The organism is Actinomadura sp. NTSP31 (genome assembly GCF_041951385.1).
Lineage (GTDB): Bacteria > Actinomycetota > Actinomycetes > Streptosporangiales > Streptosporangiaceae > Spirillospora > Spirillospora napierensis.
This window is the reverse complement of record NZ_JBGNUT010000009.1, coordinates 262427-282193: the sequence shown is the minus strand read 5'-3', so window position 1 is coordinate 282193 and position 19767 is coordinate 262427. Positions and strand designations below refer to the sequence as shown.

Below are 19767 nucleotides of genomic sequence, written 5' to 3'. Positions count from 1 at the left end.
CATCCATGGCCGGGGGCGCCGTACGGGCTTGCGCGCCTTGTCGGATCCGGCGAGGCCGAAGGGCGAGAGGTGGGTGTTCATGGACCTGCTCTTCCTGGACGAGGTGTTCGCCCTGCAGAGCCTTCGTAGGTGGAAGGGCGGGACCAAGAGGCCTGCCCTGGCGGCTGTCACACCGCGGCGGCATCGTCGACGCGATGACCGGAGAACCGCTCGCAGGAGATGCGGAAGTACTCGGTTCCGGGAGCCGAGGGACCCAGGGCGACGCGCACGCGCTCGCCGGGCGACCGGACGGCGCGGGCGTGGCCGACCACGGTGATCGTCCAGCCTGTCAGTCCCGCGGTGCCGAACCGGTCGGCCTGGAAGGCCACGACGGTGCCGCGGACGGCCGCGCCGAGCCGCTCAGCGGCCGGAGCGCGAACGACCAGGTCGCCGCCGTCGACGGTGAACCGGACGGGTGTCACCGCGGGCAGGGCCTGGTCGGTGAAGACGACCCGGCCGATCGTCTCGGAGTTCAGGAGCGCCATGCACTCAGCCCGGCTGAGGTTCCGGGTGCCGGTCTCGTCGTTCATGACTCCATGGTTCGCCACGGCCGGCGGAGTCCGCAGAGGCCAAGGTCATGCGATCAGGTGCCGTCCGTCCCGCTCGTGTCGTCTCCCGCTGCCCGTCGGCGCCGTCGTCCGTAGGCCGGCGAGACGACGGCGACCGGGCACGGAGGATGCCTCAGGCAGGCGGTGGCCACCGGCCCGAGCGGAGTTTCCGGCGGGGCGCCGCCGCGGCGCCCCGCCCAGAACGAGCAGCCGCGCGCCGGCGGCGCGGGTAATGAGCGCGTGCGCTCTCCCCGCGAACCAGCTCCTGGCGGATCGTCACCCGAGGCGCCGGACCGAGAACTCGCAGGACGTCCGCCGCCAGTGCCCGCCGGGCACGTTCGCGCTCCTGGCCCGGGGACGGCCGGGCCGTCGCCACCGGGTAGGGGCCAGCCATTCCCGGCAGGCCCTCCACGCGCGGACGGCGACGATTTCGGCACGGCGCAGTTCCGCCTCGCCTGCCGCTCAGCGCAGTGCGGCCAGCGATGCGGTGGACCCGTCCACGCCGACGGCTATCCGGTCTGTTCCGCGAAGGTGCGTCGTCGCTCTCGTCTCCGTTCCGCCCTGACGCCGCGAGGGCATCGGACCGCAGAGCCGGTCCGATGCCCTCGACGCCGCGTCACTTGGTGATGGTGATCCGCTTGGCCTCCTTCTTGGCGACCGTGGGTCCTGCGGCCAGTGGCGCCTGGTCGGCTGCTCCGGGCTCGGTGCCCGTTCCCATCGGGGGGTGCCGAATACAGCGCTTCTCCGCGGGCGCGCCGTTCCCATGGCCATCAGGCACGTGACGCCGGGACCAAAGTCCGGCGAGGATCAGTTCACCTGGCGGCGGTCCAGGCGGGCCCAGTCGGCCTCCCACATACGTGCGCGACGGCGCTCGCAGCGTCGGCGGACCAGCAGGTAGACCGCCAGCGGCGGTGCTCCCGCGGCGCCCACGGCCGCAGTGCCGGCGAACGCGGTGGCGGTGACGGTGTCGGCGTGGCTCTGCGGCCGCCGGGTGGGCTCTCCCGAGCCGTCCACCCAGACCCGCCGGACCGTGCCCGGCCTCATCGACTTCCGTGCGGGGAGCGTCGTCCAGTGCGCTCGGCCGTCCGGGGTCGTCCAGGTCAGCAGGGCGAAGGAGTAGCGCACTTGGCCGGTGTTCTCGGTTTCGGTGCGGGCGACGCGGGCGTCGACCAGATGGTGCGTGGAGGTCTGGGCCGCCTCGGCCCTCACGCCCGACCGGTGGGCCAGTGACGCCATGCCTGCGCAGAGCGGCAGGGCGATCGCGGCGAACGCCACTGTCGCCGTCAGCCCGACGGCCCATTGCCGCCGGTCGACGGACCGCCGCAGATCATTGTTGTCGAAGCCGAACCGCCGCCGCAGCCGCTGCAGCCCTTCTGGGACACGGTGCAGGTGAGCGCTGGTCATGGCGGCCTCCCGGGATCGCTCTACCCGGCGAACGTAGCCGCTGGCCTGGCGGGGGCGGCAGGTCCGGACGTCCCCCTCACCAGGACGAAAGTCCCTGGTTCACCCGGCGTCCGGGGCTGCTCTGCCGCGCTGGAGCGGGGTCTCCCAGGAGGCACCGGGCTGGATGAGGACGTCCTCGGCGCCGAAGGCGATGCGGATCGGCAGCGCGACTCCGGGGCGGAGCGAGACACGGAGCCGGTCCTGATGGCAGGACAGGTCGATCCCCCAGTGCCCGCGGTAGCGCAGTCCCAGGCGCAGCTCGCCGATCGCGGAGGGCAGGCGCGGATCCAGGTGCAGCGTGCCGCCCCGGGTGCTCAGCCCCGCATAGCAGCGCTGGACGAGGTCCACTGTGCCGGCCATGGCTCCCAGATGGACGCCCTCGGCGGTGGTGCCGTGCTGCGCGTCCTCCATGTCGCAGCCGAGGGCCTCCAGGAAGACGTCCCAGGCCTCGTCGCCGTCGGTGCTGGCCAGGATCCAGGCGTGCACCAGGGAGCTGAGCGTCGATCCGTGGCAGGTGCGCGGCAGATAGTAGGCGATGGTCCGGGCGAACAGTTCCGGCCCGTGCTCGTGGCCCAGGTGCTGGAGGACGTCGTCGAGTTCCTGCGGTGACAGGACATAGAACAGCATCAGCACGTCGGCCTGTTTGGAGGCCTTGTAGCGGTTGGGCGAGTCGCCTTCGGCCTCCAGGATCCGGTCGAGCCTGCGGATGTCGCCGTAGCGCTCGCGGTAGCCGGCCCAGTCGAGTTCCTCCAGCTCGTCGTAGCCCTCGAACTGGCTGATGACGCCGTCGTGGAACGGGACGTGCATCCGCCGGCTCACGTCCTCGAACCGGGTGATCTCCTCGCAGGTCAGGGCGAGCCGTTCGCGCAGTTCGGCGCGGCGGTCCTCGGGCAGCAGCGCGAGCGCCTCCAGGGCCCTGCGCAGTACCCATGCGGTGAGGACGTTGGTGTAGGCGTTGTCGTCCAGCCCCGGCTCTTCGCGGCCGGGGTAGGCATCGTGGTACTCGTCGGGCCCCATGACGCCGCGGATCCGGTACCGGTCGATCGAGCGGTCGTAGTCGGCGAGGTCGGCGAAGTAGCGGGCGATCTCCAGGATGATCTCGCCGCCGTACTCGGCGAGGAACTCCGTGTCGCCGGTCGCCTCGTGGAAACGCCACACGTTGTGGGCGATCGTCAGTCCCACGTGCCGTTGCAGGTGCGAATGGTCCGGCAGCCATCGTCCCGAGCGGGGGTTGAGGTGCACGAGCTGGGTCTCCTCACGGCCGTCGGCCGCGCTCTGCCAGGGATACATGGCTCCGCGACGGCCCGCGGCGGCCGCCGCGCGCCGGGCTTCGGGCAGGCGCCTGCAGCGGTACATCAGCAGCGCCCTGGCGATCTCGGGGAACCGCGTGGTCAGGAAGGGCAGGATGAACAGCTCGTCCCAGAAGACGTGGCCCCGGTACGCCTCCCCGTGAAGACCACGTGCGGGCACACCGACGTCCAGTTCCACGGTGTGCGGCGACACCGTCTGCAGCAGGTGGAAGATGTGCAGGTTGAGTACCCGCTGCACATCCGGGTGATCCACGCTGAGCTGGGCGCGGCGCCACAGATGAGCCCAGGCGAGTTCGTGCCGCTCCAGGAGGGCGTCGAAGCCGTCGGCCCTCCGCACGGCGGCCAGCGCCGCCTCGCCGTACTCCTCGATCGCGCGGTCGCGGGAGGTGTACATGGCCGCCACCTTCTCGACCGTCACCGTCCGGCCCTCCTCGACCTCGATGCGCAAGTCCTGCGCCGTCCATCCCGGCTCGGAGTACCGGGACCGTTCGGCGGGATCCGACGACCGGGTGCGCGCCGCCACGGCGATGCCGATTCCCGACGAGATCGTGGTGGTCTTCACCCAGGACGACTCCGGATCGCCCGGCTCGGTCGGCTTGTCGTGCGTGAGGTGCTCTCCTGGCAGGTTCCGGTAGCGGGCCACGCCCATGTTCGCGACCCGGCCGTCCAGAGCAGAGCGGACCTCGATCGTGCCGCTCCAGTCCTCCGGCACGATCGTCGTTTCCATGGCGGCCAGGTGCGGGTCCTCCATGGAGACGATCCGGCGCTGCGCCACACGGCAGGTCCGGCCCGCCGTGTCCCGGAAGCGCAGCAACCGGGTGAGGACGCCGCGGCGGAGATCGAGCTGCTGCTCGTAGGAGAGGAGCCGCCCCTCGGCGAAGGCCTGATCGACGTCGAACCATTCGCCTTCGGCGGCGCGGAACGTCAGAGGCAGCCAGTTCGGGGCGTTGACCAGATCGACGTTGTCGGCGCGGTACCCGGTCACCTCGATGGAGGATCGGTCGTAGCAACCCGCCACATAGGTCCCGGGGTAGTGCACCTCGTCCGCGGACGACTCGGCTGCGGCGCCTCGGACGGCGAAATAGCCGTTGCCCAGCGTGCACAGGGCCTCGCGTAAGCCTTCCGAGGCGGGGTCGTAGCCGCCGTAGGCCAGGATCCACCGGTTCATGGTCTTCCCTTGCCTCGTTGTTCATGGCCGCTCTTGGATGGGTTCCCGTTTCGGTGCCGTCTCATCGGCGGCGCCGGGCGCCCGGTTGCCGGATGGTTCCCGCCCGCACGGGACTTTTGGCCTCTTTGAGGTGCCCTGGGGTGAGTCGAGACTGGGGAGAGAGGGTGTTGCCGTCGCGTGGGGAGAGGAGTCGGGGATGGGTGGACTGGATCGAGTCCAGCGGCCGCAGGTGCTGCTCGGCTATGACGCCTCCGAGGACAACGACCCCGCCCTGCGGTGGGCGGTCGAGGAGGCGCGGCTGCGCGGGCTGAGCCTGGTGATGTGCCATTGCTGGCACTGGCCGTATGCGGCGGACCACATGGACGACCGGGTCGAAGCGATCATCAAGCGCGCAGGCGAGATGCTCCTGGAGCAGGGGGAGGCGAGGGCGCGGCGACTGGGCGCTCCGGGGACGGTCGGGAAGCGGCTGAGGAGCGGGCCCGTGCCGGACGCTCTGGTGGGCGAGTCCGGTGAGGCGGAGCTGATCGTGATCGGCTCGCATGAGCGGCATCGCCTGCCGGTCGGGTCGACGGCGGTGCAACTGCCGGCGCGGGCGCGCCGTCCGGTGCTGGCCGTCCGCCGGTGCGGTGGCGAGCACGGGCGCGTGGTCGCCGGCGTGGACGGGTCCGCGGGCGGTGAGGCGGCGCTCGGCTTCGCTGTGGAGGAGGCGGCCCTGCGCGGCTGGAGCCTGCGTGTGGTGTTCGGCGCATGGGAACCGGGAGCGGTCGACGAGGCCGAGCTGCCCTTGTTCAGCGACAAGGAACGGCTCGCTCAGGTGCGCACCGCTGCGCTGGAGAAGGCCGTCGCTCCGTGGCGCGAGCGCTACCCGAAGGTCGACCTGCGGGCCTCCGTGGTCCTCGACCGGCCCCGTGAGACCCTCCTCGCGGCCGTGGAGGACGCTGATCTGCTGGTGGTCGGAGACCGCGGCACCAGAGGCCTGGACCCTCTCTTCCTCGGAGCGACGAGCTCGGCGATGCTCCACCATGCCCCTTGCACGGTCGCGATCGTGCCGGCCGCCCCCTGACCCCGGGGCAGGCGAGCCGCGAGCGCGGTCAGCGCCTTCTCTGGTTGGGACTCCTGGGCGAACCCGACGACGGCGTTGACGATCACCACGCCAAGGATGACCAGGGCGTCCGCCTGCTCGCCCACCGCTCCCAGGGCCGCGGAAGGCGGCAGCAGGTGGATCAGCGGGCTGGGGAGCTGTAACAGGTACCGCAGGACGGGCCCGCGGCCGCGCCGCCGCCGGCCGCCTGTTCAGCCCGTCCTCCGCCGGCTCCGAGGCCGCTTCGGCGTCATCAGAGCCGGGCCGGACGCTCGTCGTGCTCTCCGAGGGATCTCGCCCGCGCATGGGCACCACCGTGCTCCGTGCGGCCCGCTGCTGGCAGAGGCGAAGGTCCTGCGTGCATGTGGTCGATCGCCTCTCGCCGGATGTGCCGTCACGGGGGGAGGGTCGGGGTTGAGGGAGGACCAATGAACCGAGGACGCGTTGTTGCCGGGTTCGACGGCTCGCCGGCCGCGGGTCAGGCCGTTCGCTGGGCGGCTGCGGAGGCCTCCGTGCGCGGTGTCCCGCTGGTGGTCTGTCACGCTTGGAACTGGCCCTATCCGTCGCGGCCCCGGGACGAGACGGCGGTGGAGATCGTCAGGGAGTTGGGCGCCATGGTGCTGGAGGAGGGCGTCCGGCTTGCCCGGGAGGCGGCTCGGCACCTCGACGTCGTCCCGCTGCTCCGCAGGGGCGCCGCGCCGGGCGTGCTTCTGGAGGCGGGTGCCGGCGCGGAGCTGACGGTGATCGGAGCCCGGGGCAGCGGCGGCTTCGACGCCCTGCCCGTGGGAGCCACGGCCACCCAGGTCCCCGCGCACGCCGATGGTCCAGTGGTCGTCGTGCCGGCACACGCCCGGCAAGGGAAGGGAGGCGGCTGCGCGCGCATCGTGGTCGGTGTCGACGGCTCACCGGCCGGCGAGGCGGCCCTTCGCTTCGCGTTGGAGGAGGCGCGGCTTCACCGGGTGGTGGTGACGGTCGTCTGCGCTTGGTGGGACCCGGCCGTGCTGCCCGGTCCCGAAAGGCTGCCCTTCACCGATCCGGAAGCGCTCAAGGAGCAGGCCAAGGAGCGTTTCGCCGGCACCGTCGCGCCCTGCCTCGCCGATTACCCCGATGTCTCGGTAGAACGGCGCTTCGTGATGGAGCGCGCTCAGCGCGTCCTTGTCGACAACGCCCGGGAGGCGAGTCTCCTGGTCGTCGGTGATCGCGGGATCGGCTCTTCGCCGCGGACCTTGCTGGGCGCTGTGGTCCGGGCCGTTCTGCACGAGGCGCCGGCGCCCGTCGCGGTCGTCCCTGAGGATGGTCGTCCCTGAGTGTGGGTGCTGTGGCGGGGAGCGGGGTGGCCGGCCTGTTCACTCGTTGTGGTCCTGTCTTCTTGCGGAGTCGGCCTTGAGCGGCGGCACATGCCGAGCTTGGTGAAGATGTTGGAGATGTAGTTCTTGACGGTGTTCTCGGCGAGGAAGAGGCGTTCGCCGATGAGTTCCAGGATGTCAGTGCCCGGCGCACTACGGACGACTGCGCAGCGTGAAGGCATGACCACTTGGTCACAGAGAACGGTCCCCTCGTCTGTCATCCTGGTTCGTGGTCGGTGATACTGGGGGCGTGACCGATGAGCCCGGGGCGGGCGAGGACAAGGCACGGCTGATTCTTCCTCAGTTGCAGTTGGACGATCTCCTGGCCGAACTCCAGACCAGGCTGGCGGCGGCGCGGTCGACCCGTGACCGGGTGCACGCCCTGCTGGAGGCCGTGGTCTCGATCGGCGGCGAGCTGGACCTGGAGACGGTGCTGAGGCGCATCACCGAAGCCGCCACCACGCTCGTCGACGCCCGCTACGGTGCGCTCGGTGTGATCGACGAAGAGGGGGAGCACCTCGTCCAGTTCGTCACCGTCGGGGTCGGCGAGGACGAGATCGCGGCGATCGGCCACTGGCCGCACGGCCTCGGCATCCTGGGGCTGCTGATCAAGGAGCCGCAGTCGCTGCGGCTGCCGGACCTGCCCGAGCACGCCGAGTCGTACGGTTTCCCGGCCAACCATCCGCCGATGCGCACGTTCCTGGGCGTCCCCATCCGGGTCAGGGACGAGGTCTTCGGCAACCTCTACCTGACGGAGAAGGCCGGCGGCGGTCACTTCGAGGAGGAGGACGAGGTCGTGGTCACCGCGCTGGCGACGGCCGCGGGTGTGGCGATCGAGAACGCCCGGCTGTATCAGGAGGCCAGACGGCGGGAGCGCTGGCTGGAGGCTTCCGCGGAGATCACCACGGCGTTGCTGTCGGGGACCGATCCGCACCAGGTCACCGCCGTGGTCGCCGAGCGGGCGCGCGAGATCGCCGACGCGGAACTGGCCACGGTCGCGTTGGTCGACGAGGCGGGCGGTGAGTTCGTGGTGGAGGCCGCCGACGGCACCGAGGCCGATCGGATGCGCGGGTTGCGGATCCCCGGGGACCATTCGATCGCCGGGAACGTCTTCGGGAAGGGGACGACGCTGCGCCTGGCCGACGGTGCCGCGGCGGTCCGCGAGGCCGGCACGCCGGTCGACTTGGAGATCGGTCCGCTCCTGGTGGTGCCGCTGGGCGTCGGCTCTTCCGCCCGGGGCGTCCTGTCAGTGATCAACGCTCCCGGCGGACCGGCTTTCTCCGAGGGGACGCAGCGGCTGCTGGAGGCGTTCGCCGGGCAGGCGGCGGTGGCCCTGGAATTGGCCGACCGGCGCCGCGACGCCGAACGGCTGGCGCTGCTGGAGGACCGCGACCGGATCGCCAAGGACCTGCACGACACCGTCATCCAGCGGCTGTTCGCGACCGCGATGACGCTGATGGCCGCCATCAAGATCACCCAGAAGCGGGAGGTCGCGGTCCGGGTCCAGCGGGCCGTGGACGACCTGGACGACACCATCCGCCAGATCCGCTCGTCGATCTTCGCGCTGCAGGCGGCGGGCGACGAGGAGTCCCTGCGCGGCCGCGTCCACGCCCTCGTCGAAAACGCCGCCGAGCAACTGGGGTTCGCGCCCTCGGTCCGGCTCGACGGCCTGCTCGATACCGCCATCGATGATGAGACCGGCGAGCAGTTGCTGGCGATCGTGCGCGAGGCGCTGTCGAACGTGGCGCGGCACGCCCGGGCCAGTGAAGCGGCCGTCGTCATCGATGTCGGCGACGAGCTGACGCTGCGCGTCGAGGACGACGGCGTGGGCATTCCCGAGGGCGGCCGCCGTAGCGGCCTTCGCAACATGAGCGAACGCGCCGAGACCTGCGGCGGCTCCTTCGATATCAAGCGGCGGCCGGGTGGCGGCACGATCCTGGTCTGGCGCGTGCCGCTCAAGGACGGATGACCGTTCACGGTCCGATGCGATGTCGGTCGAAGTCGGCCCGCGCAGCGTCCCAACGCCTGTGGCGCACCTTGTCGAAGCGGCGCCGGAGAAGACCCAGCGGTCGCCGCCACCGTCCCATCCAGGCCACCGTCACCCCACGGCAGGAGTGTGCCTCGCTGACCTCCACGACCGTAAGTGACCGACCTCCGGATGGAGAAGCGCTCACCCCGCGGTGAGCGCCTTGGGCTCGTGCGGTTCCGGTGCTTTGCCCGCGCCGCGCTGACCACCATGTGGTGACACTCGGCGGGGGACCCGGGGACCCGGGGACCCGGGGACCTTGGTCCGCTGTGCCGCAGCAGAGGCTGAGCGGACGCTGAGAGCCCCTGCGGAATAGGACGGTGTCTCTTATGCGACGCATCACGGCCGTGGCCATGACCGCGCTCCTGTCGGCGGCCTCGATGAGCGTGCCGGTTCTGGGAACGGTGCTCGGCCCGGCGACGGCCAGGGCGGCGGCCAATGCGGATGTCCCCACCTACACGCCCGGCGTGGTCGGCTGGCCCAGCGGGAAGGGCTTCGACGTCGCCTACCGGGCCTCGACGACCAACGTCCTCTACCGCACGTTCGTGGACGGCGCGTGGGCGTGGGGGACCCCGCTCAACCTGGGCGTGCGTCTTGTCGGCGGCCCGGCCGTCACGTTCGCGGGCTCGTCCCCGCACGTGTTCGGTCGCGGTGTGGACGGCCGTCTCTGGGAGCGAGTGCGCCTGAGCGGGACGTGGCAGCCGTGGGCCAAGGTCGACGCCCTGGTCATCACGGCGGCGCCCGCGGCCGTCGGGCTCCCCGACGGGCGGGTCGAGGTCTTCGTCCGCGACATCACGGACCAGCTGCGCACCAAGACCTACACTCCCGGAACCGGGTGGAGCGACTGGTCATCTCTCGAGATGACTGCCGACAGCGCGCCCGCCGCAGCCGTGACGGGCACCGATGCGATACGCGTCGTCGTCACCGGCCGGGACCACGCCGTCTGGACGCGAACCCGGACCGGCGCCACCTGGTCGGACTGGACTTCCCTGGGCGAGAGCACCTACAGCCCGCCCGGAATCGGCGCCGACGCCGCGACCGGCCGCGTCTGGGTGTTCGTCCGAAACTCCGGCACCGACCGTCTGCGTGTGCGCGCCTTCGCCGGCACCTGGGGCGATTGGCAGATCATGGGCGGGCTCTACGTCGATGGTCCGGGCGCCTCCTACGCCGGTGGCAGGACCGTCGCCGTCGGGCGCGGCCGTGACGGGGCGCTCTGGAGCCGGACCATCACCGGCACGACATGGACGGGCGACCAGCGCGCATGGGTTCCCGGGCCGCCCGCCGGCGTGCCCTCCTCGCTGCGCGGCAAGAACGTGACACGGATCCCGACCACCGCCAAGGTCGCCGCCCTCACCTTCGATGGCGCCTGGGACAGCACCGGTGTGGACTCGGTCCGCGCCACTCTCCAAAAGGAGAACGTGCCGGCGACGTTCTTCCTGGTCGGCGACTTCGTCCGCGGATTCCCCGCCTATGCCGGCCAGCTGGCCGGAGCGGGCTTCCGCATCGGGAACCACAGCGACACCCATCCCGACTTCACCGAGATCAGCGACGCCGTCGCCCGCACCCAGGTCGTCAACGCCCGCACAGCGATCTTCAACGCGGTCGGGGCCGAGCCGCGTGCGTTGTTCCGCTTCCCCTACGGCGCCTACACCGCCTCGGCGTCACTCTGGTGAACGGCCTGGGCTACGTCCCGGTCGGCTGGACCGTCGACTCCCTCGGCTGGCAGGGCACCTCGGGAGGCCAGAGCACCGCCAGGGTCACCGCGCGCGTCCTGGCGGCGACCCGACCCGGCATGATCGTGCTCATGCACCTGGGCGCCAATCCCGACGACCACTCCACGCTGGACGCCGAAGCGCTTCCCGCGATCATCCAGGGTCTTCGCGCCGACGGCTATTCCTTCACCACCCTCGACGCACTGCTGCCCTGACCCGTCTCAGCGGTGGCCCGGCGTATGGGCCAAGGCCGCCTGGGGCCCTGCGGCTTCAAAGGCGCACCGGGGCGGCTCCACGTCAGGAGGCACAGGAACGAGCTCTCCGGGAGACGGGACCTTGGGCCCTAACCGGGCGGACGCGCGGTTCAGCAGACTTGAACCATGCTTCTCGATCGTGGTGGTCTGGAGATCCTCGATCCCGGCGAGTGCCGGGCGCTGCTGCGGCAGGCCGAGGTCGGCCGGATCGTCTTCACCCACAACGCCCTGCCGGCGATTCAGCCGGTCAACTACGTCCTCGTCGGCGAGGACATCGTGATCCGGACGTCGCGGACCTCCCGGCTGGCGACCGGCGCGACCGGGACCATCGTCGCCTTCGAGATCGACCACTTCGGCGTCGGCGCGCGGACGGGCTGGTCGGTGGTGGCGGTCGGACCGGCCCGCCGCGTCTCCGCGCCCGGCGAGATCGCGGCGCTGGAGAAGATCGAGTTGCGCAGTTGGGTGCCAGGGCAGCGAGACCAGTTCATCAGGATCCGTCCCGAGATGCTCTCTGGGCGTCGCATACCGGGCGGGCCCGTCGGCGTCCGCCCGGACGGTGCCGCGGCACATGACCGGGAAACGGCGCTCGATCCGGACCCTGAGCGCGACGACGGCTCCACTCTGGTGTGACCGGCCGGTGACGACGGTGGTCATCGTGGTGCGGCCCTGCGCCGCTCCGGTTCCCCGGGCGGATCGTCCGGCGCAGTAGCGATGCGCGCGAGCGCGGCCACCGCCACGATGAAAGGGGCCGAACGACCGGTCGGGAAAATGGGGCCACGCGGCCCGGGCCCGTCACACCGCAGTCCGGGTTCGCCGGCCGGCGGCGGAGATGGCATGACCAGGACCTTCGCCCCTAACGGAATCCGGTCCGGATGGGAAGCCTGGATTCAGGAGGCTGATCGACGGGCGCACACCGATCACTGTGGGCGCTCGGACACGCGAGGGGGGAACATGTCACAGGCGATCGTCGTAGGGGTCGACGGATCCGACTACGCGGAGCGTGCCGTCGAGTGGGCGGCCGCCGAGGCGATCCTGCGTCGTCACCGTCTTCACCTGGTGCATGCCGTCGAGAGCTGGCCGTACCGGGCGCCGCTGTTCGCGCCGCCGCAGACGGTCGACCTCATGGCCCGGATCGGCCGGGACGTCCTCAACGGAGCGCAGGAGCGCGCCCGGGAGCGGTGGCCCGACCTGGAGATCACCGCCGCGCTCGTCTCGGACGATACGGCGCACGCGCTGCGCGGCCAGTCCGCGGACGCGTTCGAGTTGGTGCTGGGGCATCGAGGTCTCGGCGGATTCGCCGGTCTCATGCTCGGCACCACCAGCCTCCGGGTGGCCGCCCGCTCCACTGTCCCGGTCGTCATCGTGCGCGGTGAGGGAGGCCGCGGCGGTGACATCACCGTCGGGATCGACCTCAGGAAGGATGCTGACGCGATCCTCCGGTACGCCTTCGACACCGCCGCCCTGCAGGGCGCCCGCCTGCGGATCCTGCACGCCTGGCGGATCTCCCAGACCCTCGTCGAGGCGGGTTTCGCACCTGACAGGACCAAGGTGGAAGGGGAGCTTTTCGACCGGCTCGTCTCGGCGGCCGGCCCGTGGCGGGCCAAGTACCCCCAGGTCGAGGTCGTTCCGGAGATCGCCGTGGATCATCCGGTGGCCGCCCTGGCAAACGCTTCCCATAGCGCCCGCCTTCTTGTCGTCGGGACCCACGCCCGTTCGTGGACGGCGCCCCGGCTCGGATCGGCGGCGCACGGCACGATCCACCATGCACATTGCCCTGTCGCCGTGGTCCCGGCCCAATGAGTCGAGCACCCGAGACCTACGAGGCCTTCTCCGACGCCGCCCATACGGGTGTCCTCAAGGTCGTCCTGACCCCCTGAACCCGCAGCCGATGGAGCCGTGGCCATCCCCCCGGACGGTCACGGCTTCCACCATGGGCTTCCAACGGTCCGGGTCTCCTCAGCGGCGCTCGGAGTGGGTGGCGACACCGTGCCACACCGCGTTGGCGCCGCTGTGTCCGATTTGGACGACCTGGACGCCGGACGCGGCGGCCCCGCCGACCGCCAGGACCGCGGCCGCCACGGTCACCGCACCCGCCCATCGGGGCGCTGTGGCGGATCGGCGGCGGGTGTACCAGCCGACGCCGGTCAGGACGGCGAGGCCGAGCCACATCGCCGCGGCCAGCGGCAGCAGCGTGTCGGCGAGTTCGGCGTGGCGTTCCACCAGCGCGCTGTGCGGTACGCGCTCCTCCAGGTTCTCGCCGCTCGAGGTCGCCATGGGAACCGAGATCACCGCGGCGGTCGCCAAGGCGAGCACCCAGGGGGCCGCCACTTTCCGGGCCCGCGGCCACAGGGCGACGCCGAGCGTGGCGGCGACGGTGAGCGGGATGAGGAAGACCACCAGATGGACGACGAGCGGGTGGGTGGGCAGGCCCCAGAGGGTCGACGGCATGACCGGCCTTTCACGGAGACGGGGAGACCGCACGAGGATGTGCCGCCACTGAGCCGGTTGGCTATGACTTCGCCCGCTTTCAGAGAACCCTCATAGGTTGTCTTCTGAGAACCCCCATGGGTCGCGGCATCTGCCGGTCCATTCTCCTGCTGGGATGCCGCCGGGCTTTCACAGCCGTGCGGTGATGTGGTCGACGAGGTCGGCGAGCCGGCAGGTCTAGCCCCATTCGTTGTCGTACCAGCCGAAGATCTTGACCAGGTCGCCGTCGGCCTGGGTGAGCGGGGCGTCGAAGACGCAGGAGGCGGGGTCTCCGATGACGTCGCGGGACACGATCGGGCGGGTGCTGTGGCGGACGATTCCCTTGAGAGGCCCGGTGGCGGCGTCCGCGAAGGCCTGGTTGACCTCATCGGCCGTAACGTGCCGGTCGAGCCGGCAGGTGAGGTCGACCAGGGAGCCGTCGTCGACGGGCACGCGCAGGGCGATTCCGTCGAAGCGGCCCCACAGCTCCGGGATCACGACGCCGACGGAGCTGGCCGCGCCGGTGCTGGTCGGGATGATGTTCACCGCCGCCGAGCGTGCCCGGCGCAGGTCCTTGTGCGGGGAGTCGAGGAGGTTCTGGTCGTTGGTGTAGCCGTGCACGGTGGTCATGTAGCCCTTCACAACGCCGAATGCATCGTGCAGGACCTTGGCCATGGGTGCGACGCAGTTGGTGGTGCATGAGGCGTTGGAGACGATGTGGTGGTTGGCGGGGTCGTAGATCTGCTCGTTGACGCCCATCACGATGGTGGCGTCGGCGTTCTTGCCCGGGGCGGACAGCACGACCTTGCGGGCGCCGGCCTTGAGGTGCGCGGCGGCGTCGTCGCGGCGCCGGAACCGTCCGGTGGACTCGATGACGATCTCGGCGCCGAGGGCGCCCCAGTCGAGATCGGCGGGATCGCGGTGCGCGGTCACGGGGATGCGGGTGCCTTCGATGATCAGCGCTGAGCTCTCGTGTTCGACCTTGCGGTCGAGCGGGCCGTAGGTGGAGTCGTACATGAGCAGGTGTGCGAGCGTCGCGGTGTCGGCGACGTCGTTGATGGCCGCCACCGGTCGGCCGTTGTCGAGTGCCAGGCGCAGGTAGCTGCGGCCGATGCGGCCGAATCCGTTGATGCCTACTGGTGCGGCCATGTCGCCTCCGTCGAGCGGCCGGCGGCGGCTGCTTCGCGATGGCCGCGCCGGATGGTTCCTTCCAGACTCGGCCGGGAGGCAGGGCCGATCCAGGGACCTTCGACCCCAAGGCGCGGCCAATGGGCCTGCGCCCGATGAAGCGATGGCCGCGCGCCGGTGAGTTGGCGGCGCACGTAAAGGCCCGGCGTGTGCCGGGCCTTTACGTGACTGGAGGGCGGGGTCAGACCAGCTCGAAGGGGTCGGTGCCGGTCACCAGAGCGCCGTTCCGGTCGAAGACGATCGCGCCGGCCGACGCCAGGGACTTGCGAGAAGCCCGGTAGTGGTGGGCGCACAGATGGATGTCGACGGGGTCGGGCCGCTGATCGGTGACCGGCATCACGGCGACGACGACCGGTTTGGCCAGGCAGCAGCACGCCTGCCTGCTGAGGGCGGGCACCCTGGGCGACACGGCGTCGTCTGCGGGGACGCGCCGCTCGGGCGCCTGCGTCCTGTCGGACCTGGTGAACGGGAGGCGCGGGAAGTCGGTGTTCATGCTTCGAGGTTCCCTTCTCGCCGTCTTCCAGGGCAGGGCCGTTCGTGTCATCATCACGGGACCAAAGCCCTGCCGCGGTTTCATGCGCCTACCGCTCGCCAGGGGGCGCAGACGACCGGTCCGCCGTCGTCGACGGTGAACCGGACCAGCGTCACCGCGGGCCGGGCCTGATCGGTCGAGACGATCCGGCCGATGGTCTGGGTGCTCAGCGGCGCCGGGCATTCATCTCGGCCGAGTGCCGGGGAACCGCTCTCGTCCTAGTGCCTCCATGTTCCGCTGCGGGCGGCGAGGTCCGCAGAGGCCAAGGACACATGGTCGGGTGCCGTCCGTCCCGGCCGTGACGGCCGCAGCCCGCCGCCGCGGTCGTCGGCCGCACGGGCGGGGACGGGGGCGGGCGGAACGAGGACGACCGGACACGGGGCGTGCCGCAGGCAGGCGGAAGCGACCGGCCCCACGAAGACCTCCGCCGACCGATCATCGCACCGTCCGCCGAGGACGAGCAGCTGCGCTTCGCCGGCGTAGGCGATCAACGCGCGTGCGGCGCCGCCGCGGACCAGCTCCTGCCGGATCGGTACCTGTGGGAGCGGACCGAGGGTCTTCAGCACGTCCGTGGCCAGCCCGTTCCGGGCCCGCTCGCGTTCCTGGGCGGGGGAGGGGCGGCGGGCGGCCACGGCATAGGGGGCGAGCCAGTCGCGGCTGGCTCGCCATGCGCGGACGGCGACGATTTCGGCGTGCTGCAGCGTCGCCTGGCCGGCGGCCCAGCGCAGGGCGGCCAGGGAGGCCGCGGAGCCGTCCACGCCGACGACGATCCGGTCGGTGTCGGGTACGTGTGTCATCGCCGTCATCTTCCTTCTCCGCCGGGATGCCACGGGGGCACCGGACGGGTTTCCCGGTCCGATGCCCCCGCCCCCGCGTCACTTGTCGATGGTGATCCGCTTGGCTTCGCGCTTCGCGGCTTTGGGCGTCGGCACGCGGACGGTGAGGATGCCCTGGTCGTAGGACGCCTTGATGTCGTCGGCCTCGATGTCGGCGGGGAGGCTGAAGGAACGGGTGAGGGAGCCGTAGGTGAACTCCGACCGGTGCGCCTCCTTCTTCTCCTCATGCCGCTGGGCGTGGATGCGCAGCACACCGCCGGAAACGGTGATCTCGACGTCCTTGTCGGGGTCGATTCCGGGCAGCTCGGCGCGGATGACGTGGTCGTCGCCGTCGACGTAGTCTTCGACCCGCATGGCCTGGGTGCCGCCGCGGAAGATCGCGAACGGTGAGTCGAACCAGTCGAACAGGTCGGGGAAGATGCCGCGTGACGTGCGGCGCTCCGGTGCGGACATGGGTGCCTCCCTTGGGGCGGGGCCTGGTGGCACCCGCCGGTGGGATCGGGGGCGCCGGGATGCCGGATGCCCGTCTTGGCGACGGTGGGTCCCGCGGCCGGAGAGGGCCGCCTGGTCGGCTGCTCCGGACTCGGTGCCCGGCTCCCATCGGTGGGTGCCGACTTCATGCTCCCTCCGGCGGAGCCGGTTCCCCATGGCCATCGGTCACCTCGCGCCGGGACCAAAGTCCGGCGGAGTTCTGACGGCCGTTAACGCGCCGGGAGGTGCGGTGGCCCCTTCACGGTCCGATGCGATGCCGGTCGAAGTCGGCCCAGGCGGCGTCCCACTGCCCGTATCGAACCCGGTCCAGGCGGCGTCGCAGCAGCCAGTATCCGCCCGCGAACACGGCCGCGGTCGCGGCGGTGGTGCTTGTCGTGCGAGCGGCCGTGTCGTCGATGGTCCGTGCGTGCGAGCGTGGGCGGTCCTCCCTGACCCCGGCCGGGCCGGCCCAGACCCGAACGTGGTCGCCCACGGACGCTCCACGCCAACTCTCGTAAGTGCCGGATCGGTGTGAACCGTCCGATGCGATCCATGCCACCGTCAGGTCGCGGTCGCGTTGCCCGTCCCTGACCTTCTCGACCACCGCGTCGACCTTATGGAACGTGGCGGCCTCATGGCGTTCCGTCCGGATTCCGGAAACGTAGGCGGCTCTGCCGACATAGGCGGCCGTCATCGACGCGACGCCGATACCGGCGATGAGCAGCACCAGTCCGAGGAACCACTGCAATCTGTCCACTTCTCGACGCAGATCATTGGTGTCGAAGCCGCAGCTCCGGCGGCGGCGATTCGTGCCCTGCCAAATGCTCGCCAGTTTCATATCACCCTCCCGGCCCATGTCCTTCTCGGCGAGGTTAGAACCACGGAACCGCCGTGCGGCAGGGACGTCTGGCCTGAGGAAGAGCGTTGTTCGGGCCTGTATGCGGTCGGTTAAAGGGACTTAGGTCCTGTCCAACATGATCCGAACGGATCTACAGCACGCGCTGCTCATGGAGTTGAGTTCGAGGTGGCAAAAGAGAAAGCGATGCGATGGAAGGTGAGACGCGATGGCGGTCTCCGAGCACGAGATGAGCACCAGGCACGGACACCGCGCGCTGGTGCGGGTGGTGGCCCCCAAGCCGTTGACCGAGTCGCCCGCGGCCCGGTACATGTGGGCGGTCGCGCGGCTGGCGCTGGGGTGGGTGTTTCTGTGGGCGTTCCTGGACAAGTTGTTCGGGCTGGGTCATGAGACTCCCGCGGCCAAGGCGTGGACCGAGGGCGGTAGCCCCACCGAAGGGTTCCTGAAGTTCTCGCCGAAGGGCCCGTTCGCCGGGTTCTACCACGACATCGCCGGTGCGGCCTGGGCCGACTGGCTGTTCATGATCGGTCTCGGCGGCGTCGGCGCGGCCCTGATCCTGGGTGTCGGCATGCGGATCGCGGCGGCCGGGGGAGCGGCGCTGCTGGTCATGATGTGGTCGGCGGTCCTGCCGCCGGCCAACAACCTGTTCATGGACGACCACCTGATCTACGCGATCCTGATCGTCGGCCTGGCCCTGGTCAGCGCCGGCGACACCCTCGGCCTCGGCCGCTGGTGGGCCAAGATGCCCCTGGTCCGGCGCCTTCCGATCCTCAAGTGAACCGACCCCCGAACGGAGAGGCGCTCACCTCGCGGTGGGCGCCTCTCCGCACGTGTCCGCCTCTCGCGTATTCCCAAGGAGATGTGATGACAGTTCTTCGCAGGAAGACGGAGACCATGAAGATCGGGCGGAAGAGCCACGGCGTCGTCGTCGGCTACGACGGTTCGGCGCACAGTGCGGCCGCTGTTCGGTGGGCGGCGCGAGAGGCCGGGCTGCGCAACGTCCCGCTCAGCATCTGCCATGCGTGGGAGCCGTACATGACCGCCGGCGCGATGACGATGCCGGTCGCCGATCTGAGTGCCGCGGCAAAGGAGACTCTGGCCGAGGGGACCGAGGTCGCTCAGGGGTATCGGGATGTTCATGCCGTCCTGGAGAGCGGCGGGGCGGCATCGGTGCTGATGTCGGCCGGTAGGAGCGCGGAGCTCCTCGTCGTCGGCTCGCGGGGGCGCGGCGGGTTCGCCGGCGTGGAGCTCGGATCGGTCGCCTTGCAACTGGCCGCGCATGCGCCCTGCCCCGTGATCGTGGTGCGCGAGCGGCCGGAGACGAGCCTGGAGCACCGCATTCGAAGAAGGCAACGTCTGGGCGGGATTCTCAACGAGTACGAGAACGCTGCTTGACCTGCGCGGACGAGATTTTCGGCAAGCGCAGGGCGGCGACCTTCGGTGCCGCCGAGCCCGACTCCGCGCGGGTCAAGGTCGAGCTCGCCAGCCTCGAGCAGAGCCCGGCCGAAGCCTTCCAGGCGGAGCAAACGGTGATCACCGGCTTCCGTGTCGTGTTGCGGGCTCATGGGATCCCCGACGCCGGTGTGTCGCCGTCCCGGCTGAGGCCCGCCACGCACTACGAGTTCGACCGGGCCCACGACGAGACGTTGACCCCGATCCGGCCGGCGAAGCCGCAGCCTCCAACGATCACCGAACCGGACGAGATAACCACCCGAATATTCGAAGAACGCAGCGTCCGGGCGGCATCCTCAACGGGTAAGAAAATGCGGCCTGATCTGCGCGAAAGTAGTCTTCGGTAAACAGGCCGAGCGGCCAGTCGACGATGTGGCGACCGGGGTCAGCCGGCCGTGCAGTTCATCGCGAAGTCGTTGGCTCCGCCCTGTGGGCCGAAGTCCACGAAGACCAGTCCGGCGAAGGCGCTGCCGGTCGCCGGCGGTGTGGTGGGCAGCATGAGGTAGTAGGTGATCGACGGCGATCCGATCTGGGGGCCCAGCAGCCAGGTGTTCCATCCGTGCTGGCGCAGGTAGGCACCGTCCATGAAGGTGTTGTCCAGCACGGGATGGTCGGTGGTGACGTCCACCCGGCCGGTCGTGGCTCGGGCCACCGTCGCCGAGAGCAGGTTCCCCTGAGTCGGGTCCATGGTGCCCGTTGCCACGCGTTTGAGGGCGGGGCGGGTCACGGTGGTCTGCGTGCAGTCCAGTGCGCGTGTGCCGGTGGCCGCGTCGGCCATCGGTGCTGTGGCGGCCGTCAGCACGGTGAGGAACGCGGCGACGGCTCCGAAACGCGTGGTGGGTGTCATGAACAGGGCACGTACCGGCGGGACGATCAGGTTCGGCACCGGCCACTTCCGGACAGGCCGGCATCATCGGGACCGGTCTTGGTCGTGGCGATGAGCGGGCTCGGGTCCGGGCCGCCCTGGGGCTTCACCGAGATCCCGGAGGGCGAGTTGCGCGGCGGCGATTCCGACCTCGGCGACCAGTCCCGCCGCGGC

At 70.8% G+C, this 19767-nt stretch carries 20 protein-coding genes and 1 pseudogene; 10 read left to right on the top strand and 11 right to left on the bottom strand.

Annotated features, from left to right (window positions below; all coding sequences use genetic code 11):
* Window positions 1-167: 167 nt before the first annotated feature.
* The 3 genes from ACA514_RS18250 to ACA514_RS18240 form a co-directional block, all read right to left on the bottom strand.
* On the bottom strand, window positions 168-569 hold the full coding sequence (locus tag ACA514_RS18250; RefSeq protein ID WP_375042345.1) for a pyridoxamine 5'-phosphate oxidase family protein: 402 nt from the start codon (window positions 567-569) through the stop codon (window positions 168-170).
* Window positions 570-1394: 825 nt separating this feature from the next.
* Window positions 1395-1991 carry a hypothetical protein gene (locus ACA514_RS18245; RefSeq protein WP_375042344.1) on the bottom strand — a complete coding sequence of 199 codons (597 nt, stop codon included), beginning with the start codon at window positions 1989-1991 and terminating at the stop codon, window positions 1395-1397.
* A 99-nt stretch (window positions 1992-2090) separates the two neighbouring features.
* Window positions 2091-4508 (bottom strand): glycoside hydrolase family 65 protein, encoded by a 2418-nt coding sequence (locus ACA514_RS18240; RefSeq protein WP_375042343.1) that lies wholly within the window; start codon window positions 4506-4508, stop codon window positions 2091-2093.
* A gap of 196 nt (window positions 4509-4704) precedes the next feature.
* On the opposite strand from ACA514_RS18240, the gene ACA514_RS18235 reads away from it, so the two are divergent.
* Both ACA514_RS18235 and ACA514_RS18230 read left to right on the top strand, forming a co-directional pair.
* Window positions 4705-5571 (top strand): universal stress protein, encoded by an 867-nt coding sequence (locus ACA514_RS18235; protein ID WP_375042342.1) that lies wholly within the window; start codon window positions 4705-4707, stop codon window positions 5569-5571.
* 446 nt (window positions 5572-6017) lie between these two features.
* Window positions 6018-6896, top strand: a complete 879-nt coding sequence (locus tag ACA514_RS18230; protein WP_375042341.1) for a universal stress protein — start codon at window positions 6018-6020, stop codon at window positions 6894-6896.
* 122 nt (window positions 6897-7018) lie between these two features.
* Here the strand turns inward: ACA514_RS18230 and ACA514_RS18225 are convergent.
* Window positions 7019-7117 (bottom strand): annotated as a pseudogene (locus ACA514_RS18225) (hypothetical protein); the annotation flags it as partial.
* Window positions 7118-7185: 68 nt separating this feature from the next.
* Between ACA514_RS18225 and ACA514_RS18220 the strand changes: the two are divergent.
* From ACA514_RS18220 to ACA514_RS18200, 5 genes are all read left to right on the top strand, one after another.
* Window positions 7186-8904 carry a GAF domain-containing protein gene (locus tag ACA514_RS18220; RefSeq protein ID WP_375042339.1) on the top strand — a complete coding sequence of 573 codons (1719 nt, stop codon included), beginning with the start codon at window positions 7186-7188 and terminating at the stop codon, window positions 8902-8904.
* A 386-nt stretch (window positions 8905-9290) separates the two neighbouring features.
* On the top strand, window positions 9291-10634 hold the full coding sequence (locus tag ACA514_RS18215; RefSeq protein ID WP_375042338.1) for a polysaccharide deacetylase family protein: 1344 nt from the start codon (window positions 9291-9293) through the stop codon (window positions 10632-10634).
* Complete coding sequence (locus tag ACA514_RS18210; protein ID WP_375042337.1) at window positions 10631-10888, top strand: hypothetical protein; 258 nt, start codon at window positions 10631-10633, stop codon at window positions 10886-10888. Before ACA514_RS18215 ends, ACA514_RS18210 begins: the two co-directional genes overlap by 4 nt.
* 165 nt (window positions 10889-11053) lie before the next feature.
* A complete protein-coding gene (locus ACA514_RS18205) occupies window positions 11054-11557 on the top strand; it encodes a pyridoxamine 5'-phosphate oxidase family protein (protein WP_375042336.1) in 504 nt (167 codons plus the stop codon).
* Window positions 11558-11761: 204 nt separating this feature from the next.
* Window positions 11762-12727 carry a universal stress protein gene (locus ACA514_RS18200; RefSeq protein ID WP_375042335.1) on the top strand — a complete coding sequence of 322 codons (966 nt, stop codon included), beginning with the start codon at window positions 11762-11764 and terminating at the stop codon, window positions 12725-12727.
* A gap of 156 nt (window positions 12728-12883) precedes the next feature.
* Here ACA514_RS18200 and ACA514_RS18195 read toward each other — a convergent pair whose 3' ends face one another.
* The 6 genes from ACA514_RS18195 to ACA514_RS18170 all read right to left on the bottom strand — a co-directional run bounded on the left by ACA514_RS18195 (window position 12884) and on the right by ACA514_RS18170 (window position 17258).
* The gene (locus tag ACA514_RS18195; protein WP_375042334.1) at window positions 12884-13375 is read right to left on the bottom strand and encodes a DUF2231 domain-containing protein; all 492 of its coding nucleotides are present in this window, start codon (window positions 13373-13375) and stop codon (window positions 12884-12886) included.
* A gap of 216 nt (window positions 13376-13591) precedes the next feature.
* Window positions 13592-14542, bottom strand: a complete 951-nt coding sequence (gene gap, locus ACA514_RS18190) for a type I glyceraldehyde-3-phosphate dehydrogenase (RefSeq protein ID WP_375042333.1) — start codon at window positions 14540-14542, stop codon at window positions 13592-13594.
* A 220-nt stretch (window positions 14543-14762) separates the two neighbouring features.
* The gene (locus ACA514_RS18185; RefSeq protein WP_375042332.1) at window positions 14763-15074 is read right to left on the bottom strand and encodes a hypothetical protein; all 312 of its coding nucleotides are present in this window, start codon (window positions 15072-15074) and stop codon (window positions 14763-14765) included.
* 257 nt (window positions 15075-15331) lie between these two features.
* On the bottom strand, window positions 15332-15910 hold the full coding sequence (locus ACA514_RS18180) for a universal stress protein (RefSeq protein WP_375042331.1): 579 nt from the start codon (window positions 15908-15910) through the stop codon (window positions 15332-15334).
* Window positions 15911-15988: 78 nt separating this feature from the next.
* A complete protein-coding gene (locus ACA514_RS18175) occupies window positions 15989-16402 on the bottom strand; it encodes an Hsp20/alpha crystallin family protein (protein WP_375042330.1) in 414 nt (137 codons plus the stop codon).
* 277 nt (window positions 16403-16679) lie between these two features.
* Entirely contained in the window at window positions 16680-17258 is a 579-nt protein-coding gene (locus tag ACA514_RS18170; protein ID WP_375042329.1) for a hypothetical protein, read from the bottom strand.
* Window positions 17259-17484: 226 nt separating this feature from the next.
* Between ACA514_RS18170 and ACA514_RS18165 the strand changes: the two genes are divergently transcribed.
* The 3 genes from ACA514_RS18165 to ACA514_RS18155 all read left to right on the top strand — a co-directional run bounded on the left by ACA514_RS18165 (window position 17485) and on the right by ACA514_RS18155 (window position 19075).
* A complete protein-coding gene (locus ACA514_RS18165) occupies window positions 17485-18054 on the top strand; it encodes a hypothetical protein (protein WP_375042328.1) in 570 nt (189 codons plus the stop codon).
* Between the two features lie 86 nt (window positions 18055-18140).
* Window positions 18141-18671 (top strand): universal stress protein, encoded by a 531-nt coding sequence (locus ACA514_RS18160; RefSeq protein ID WP_375042327.1) that lies wholly within the window; start codon window positions 18141-18143, stop codon window positions 18669-18671.
* Complete coding sequence (locus tag ACA514_RS18155) at window positions 18668-19075, top strand: hypothetical protein (RefSeq protein WP_375042326.1); 408 nt, start codon at window positions 18668-18670, stop codon at window positions 19073-19075. Before ACA514_RS18160 ends, ACA514_RS18155 begins: the two co-directional genes overlap by 4 nt.
* Window positions 19076-19113: 38 nt before the next feature.
* On the opposite strand, the gene ACA514_RS18150 is transcribed toward ACA514_RS18155, so the two are convergent.
* Complete coding sequence (locus ACA514_RS18150; RefSeq protein ID WP_375042325.1) at window positions 19114-19614, bottom strand: hypothetical protein; 501 nt, start codon at window positions 19612-19614, stop codon at window positions 19114-19116.
* Window positions 19615-19767: the final 153 nt, after the last annotated feature.

Excerpts from the sequence above, each read along its gene's own strand:
- ACA514_RS18250 (WP_375042345.1), bottom strand. The coding sequence starts at position 569 with ATGAACGACGAGACCGGCACCCGGAACCTCAGCCGGGCTGAGTGCATG.
- ACA514_RS18245 (WP_375042344.1), bottom strand. The coding sequence starts at position 1,991 with ATGACCAGCGCTCACCTGCACCGTGTCCCAGAAGGGCTGCAGCGGCTG.
- ACA514_RS18240 (WP_375042343.1), bottom strand. The coding sequence starts at position 4,508 with ATGAACCGGTGGATCCTGGCCTACGGCGGCTACGACCCCGCCTCGGAA.
- ACA514_RS18235 (WP_375042342.1), top strand. The coding sequence starts at position 4,705 with ATGGGTGGACTGGATCGAGTCCAGCGGCCGCAGGTGCTGCTCGGCTAT.
- ACA514_RS18230 (WP_375042341.1), top strand. The coding sequence starts at position 6,018 with ATGAACCGAGGACGCGTTGTTGCCGGGTTCGACGGCTCGCCGGCCGCG.
- ACA514_RS18215 (WP_375042338.1), top strand. The coding sequence starts at position 9,291 with ATGCGACGCATCACGGCCGTGGCCATGACCGCGCTCCTGTCGGCGGCC.
- ACA514_RS18205 (WP_375042336.1), top strand. The coding sequence starts at position 11,054 with ATGCTTCTCGATCGTGGTGGTCTGGAGATCCTCGATCCCGGCGAGTGC.
- ACA514_RS18200 (WP_375042335.1), top strand. The coding sequence starts at position 11,762 with ATGACCAGGACCTTCGCCCCTAACGGAATCCGGTCCGGATGGGAAGCC.
- ACA514_RS18195 (WP_375042334.1), bottom strand. The coding sequence starts at position 13,375 with ATGCCGTCGACCCTCTGGGGCCTGCCCACCCACCCGCTCGTCGTCCAT.
- gap (WP_375042333.1), bottom strand. The coding sequence starts at position 14,542 with ATGGCCGCACCAGTAGGCATCAACGGATTCGGCCGCATCGGCCGCAGC.
- ACA514_RS18185 (WP_375042332.1), bottom strand. The coding sequence starts at position 15,074 with ATGAACACCGACTTCCCGCGCCTCCCGTTCACCAGGTCCGACAGGACG.
- ACA514_RS18180 (WP_375042331.1), bottom strand. The coding sequence starts at position 15,910 with ATGACACACGTACCCGACACCGACCGGATCGTCGTCGGCGTGGACGGC.
- ACA514_RS18175 (WP_375042330.1), bottom strand. The coding sequence starts at position 16,402 with ATGTCCGCACCGGAGCGCCGCACGTCACGCGGCATCTTCCCCGACCTG.
- ACA514_RS18170 (WP_375042329.1), bottom strand. The coding sequence starts at position 17,258 with ATGAAACTGGCGAGCATTTGGCAGGGCACGAATCGCCGCCGCCGGAGC.
- ACA514_RS18165 (WP_375042328.1), top strand. The coding sequence starts at position 17,485 with ATGGCGGTCTCCGAGCACGAGATGAGCACCAGGCACGGACACCGCGCG.
- ACA514_RS18160 (WP_375042327.1), top strand. The coding sequence starts at position 18,141 with ATGACAGTTCTTCGCAGGAAGACGGAGACCATGAAGATCGGGCGGAAG.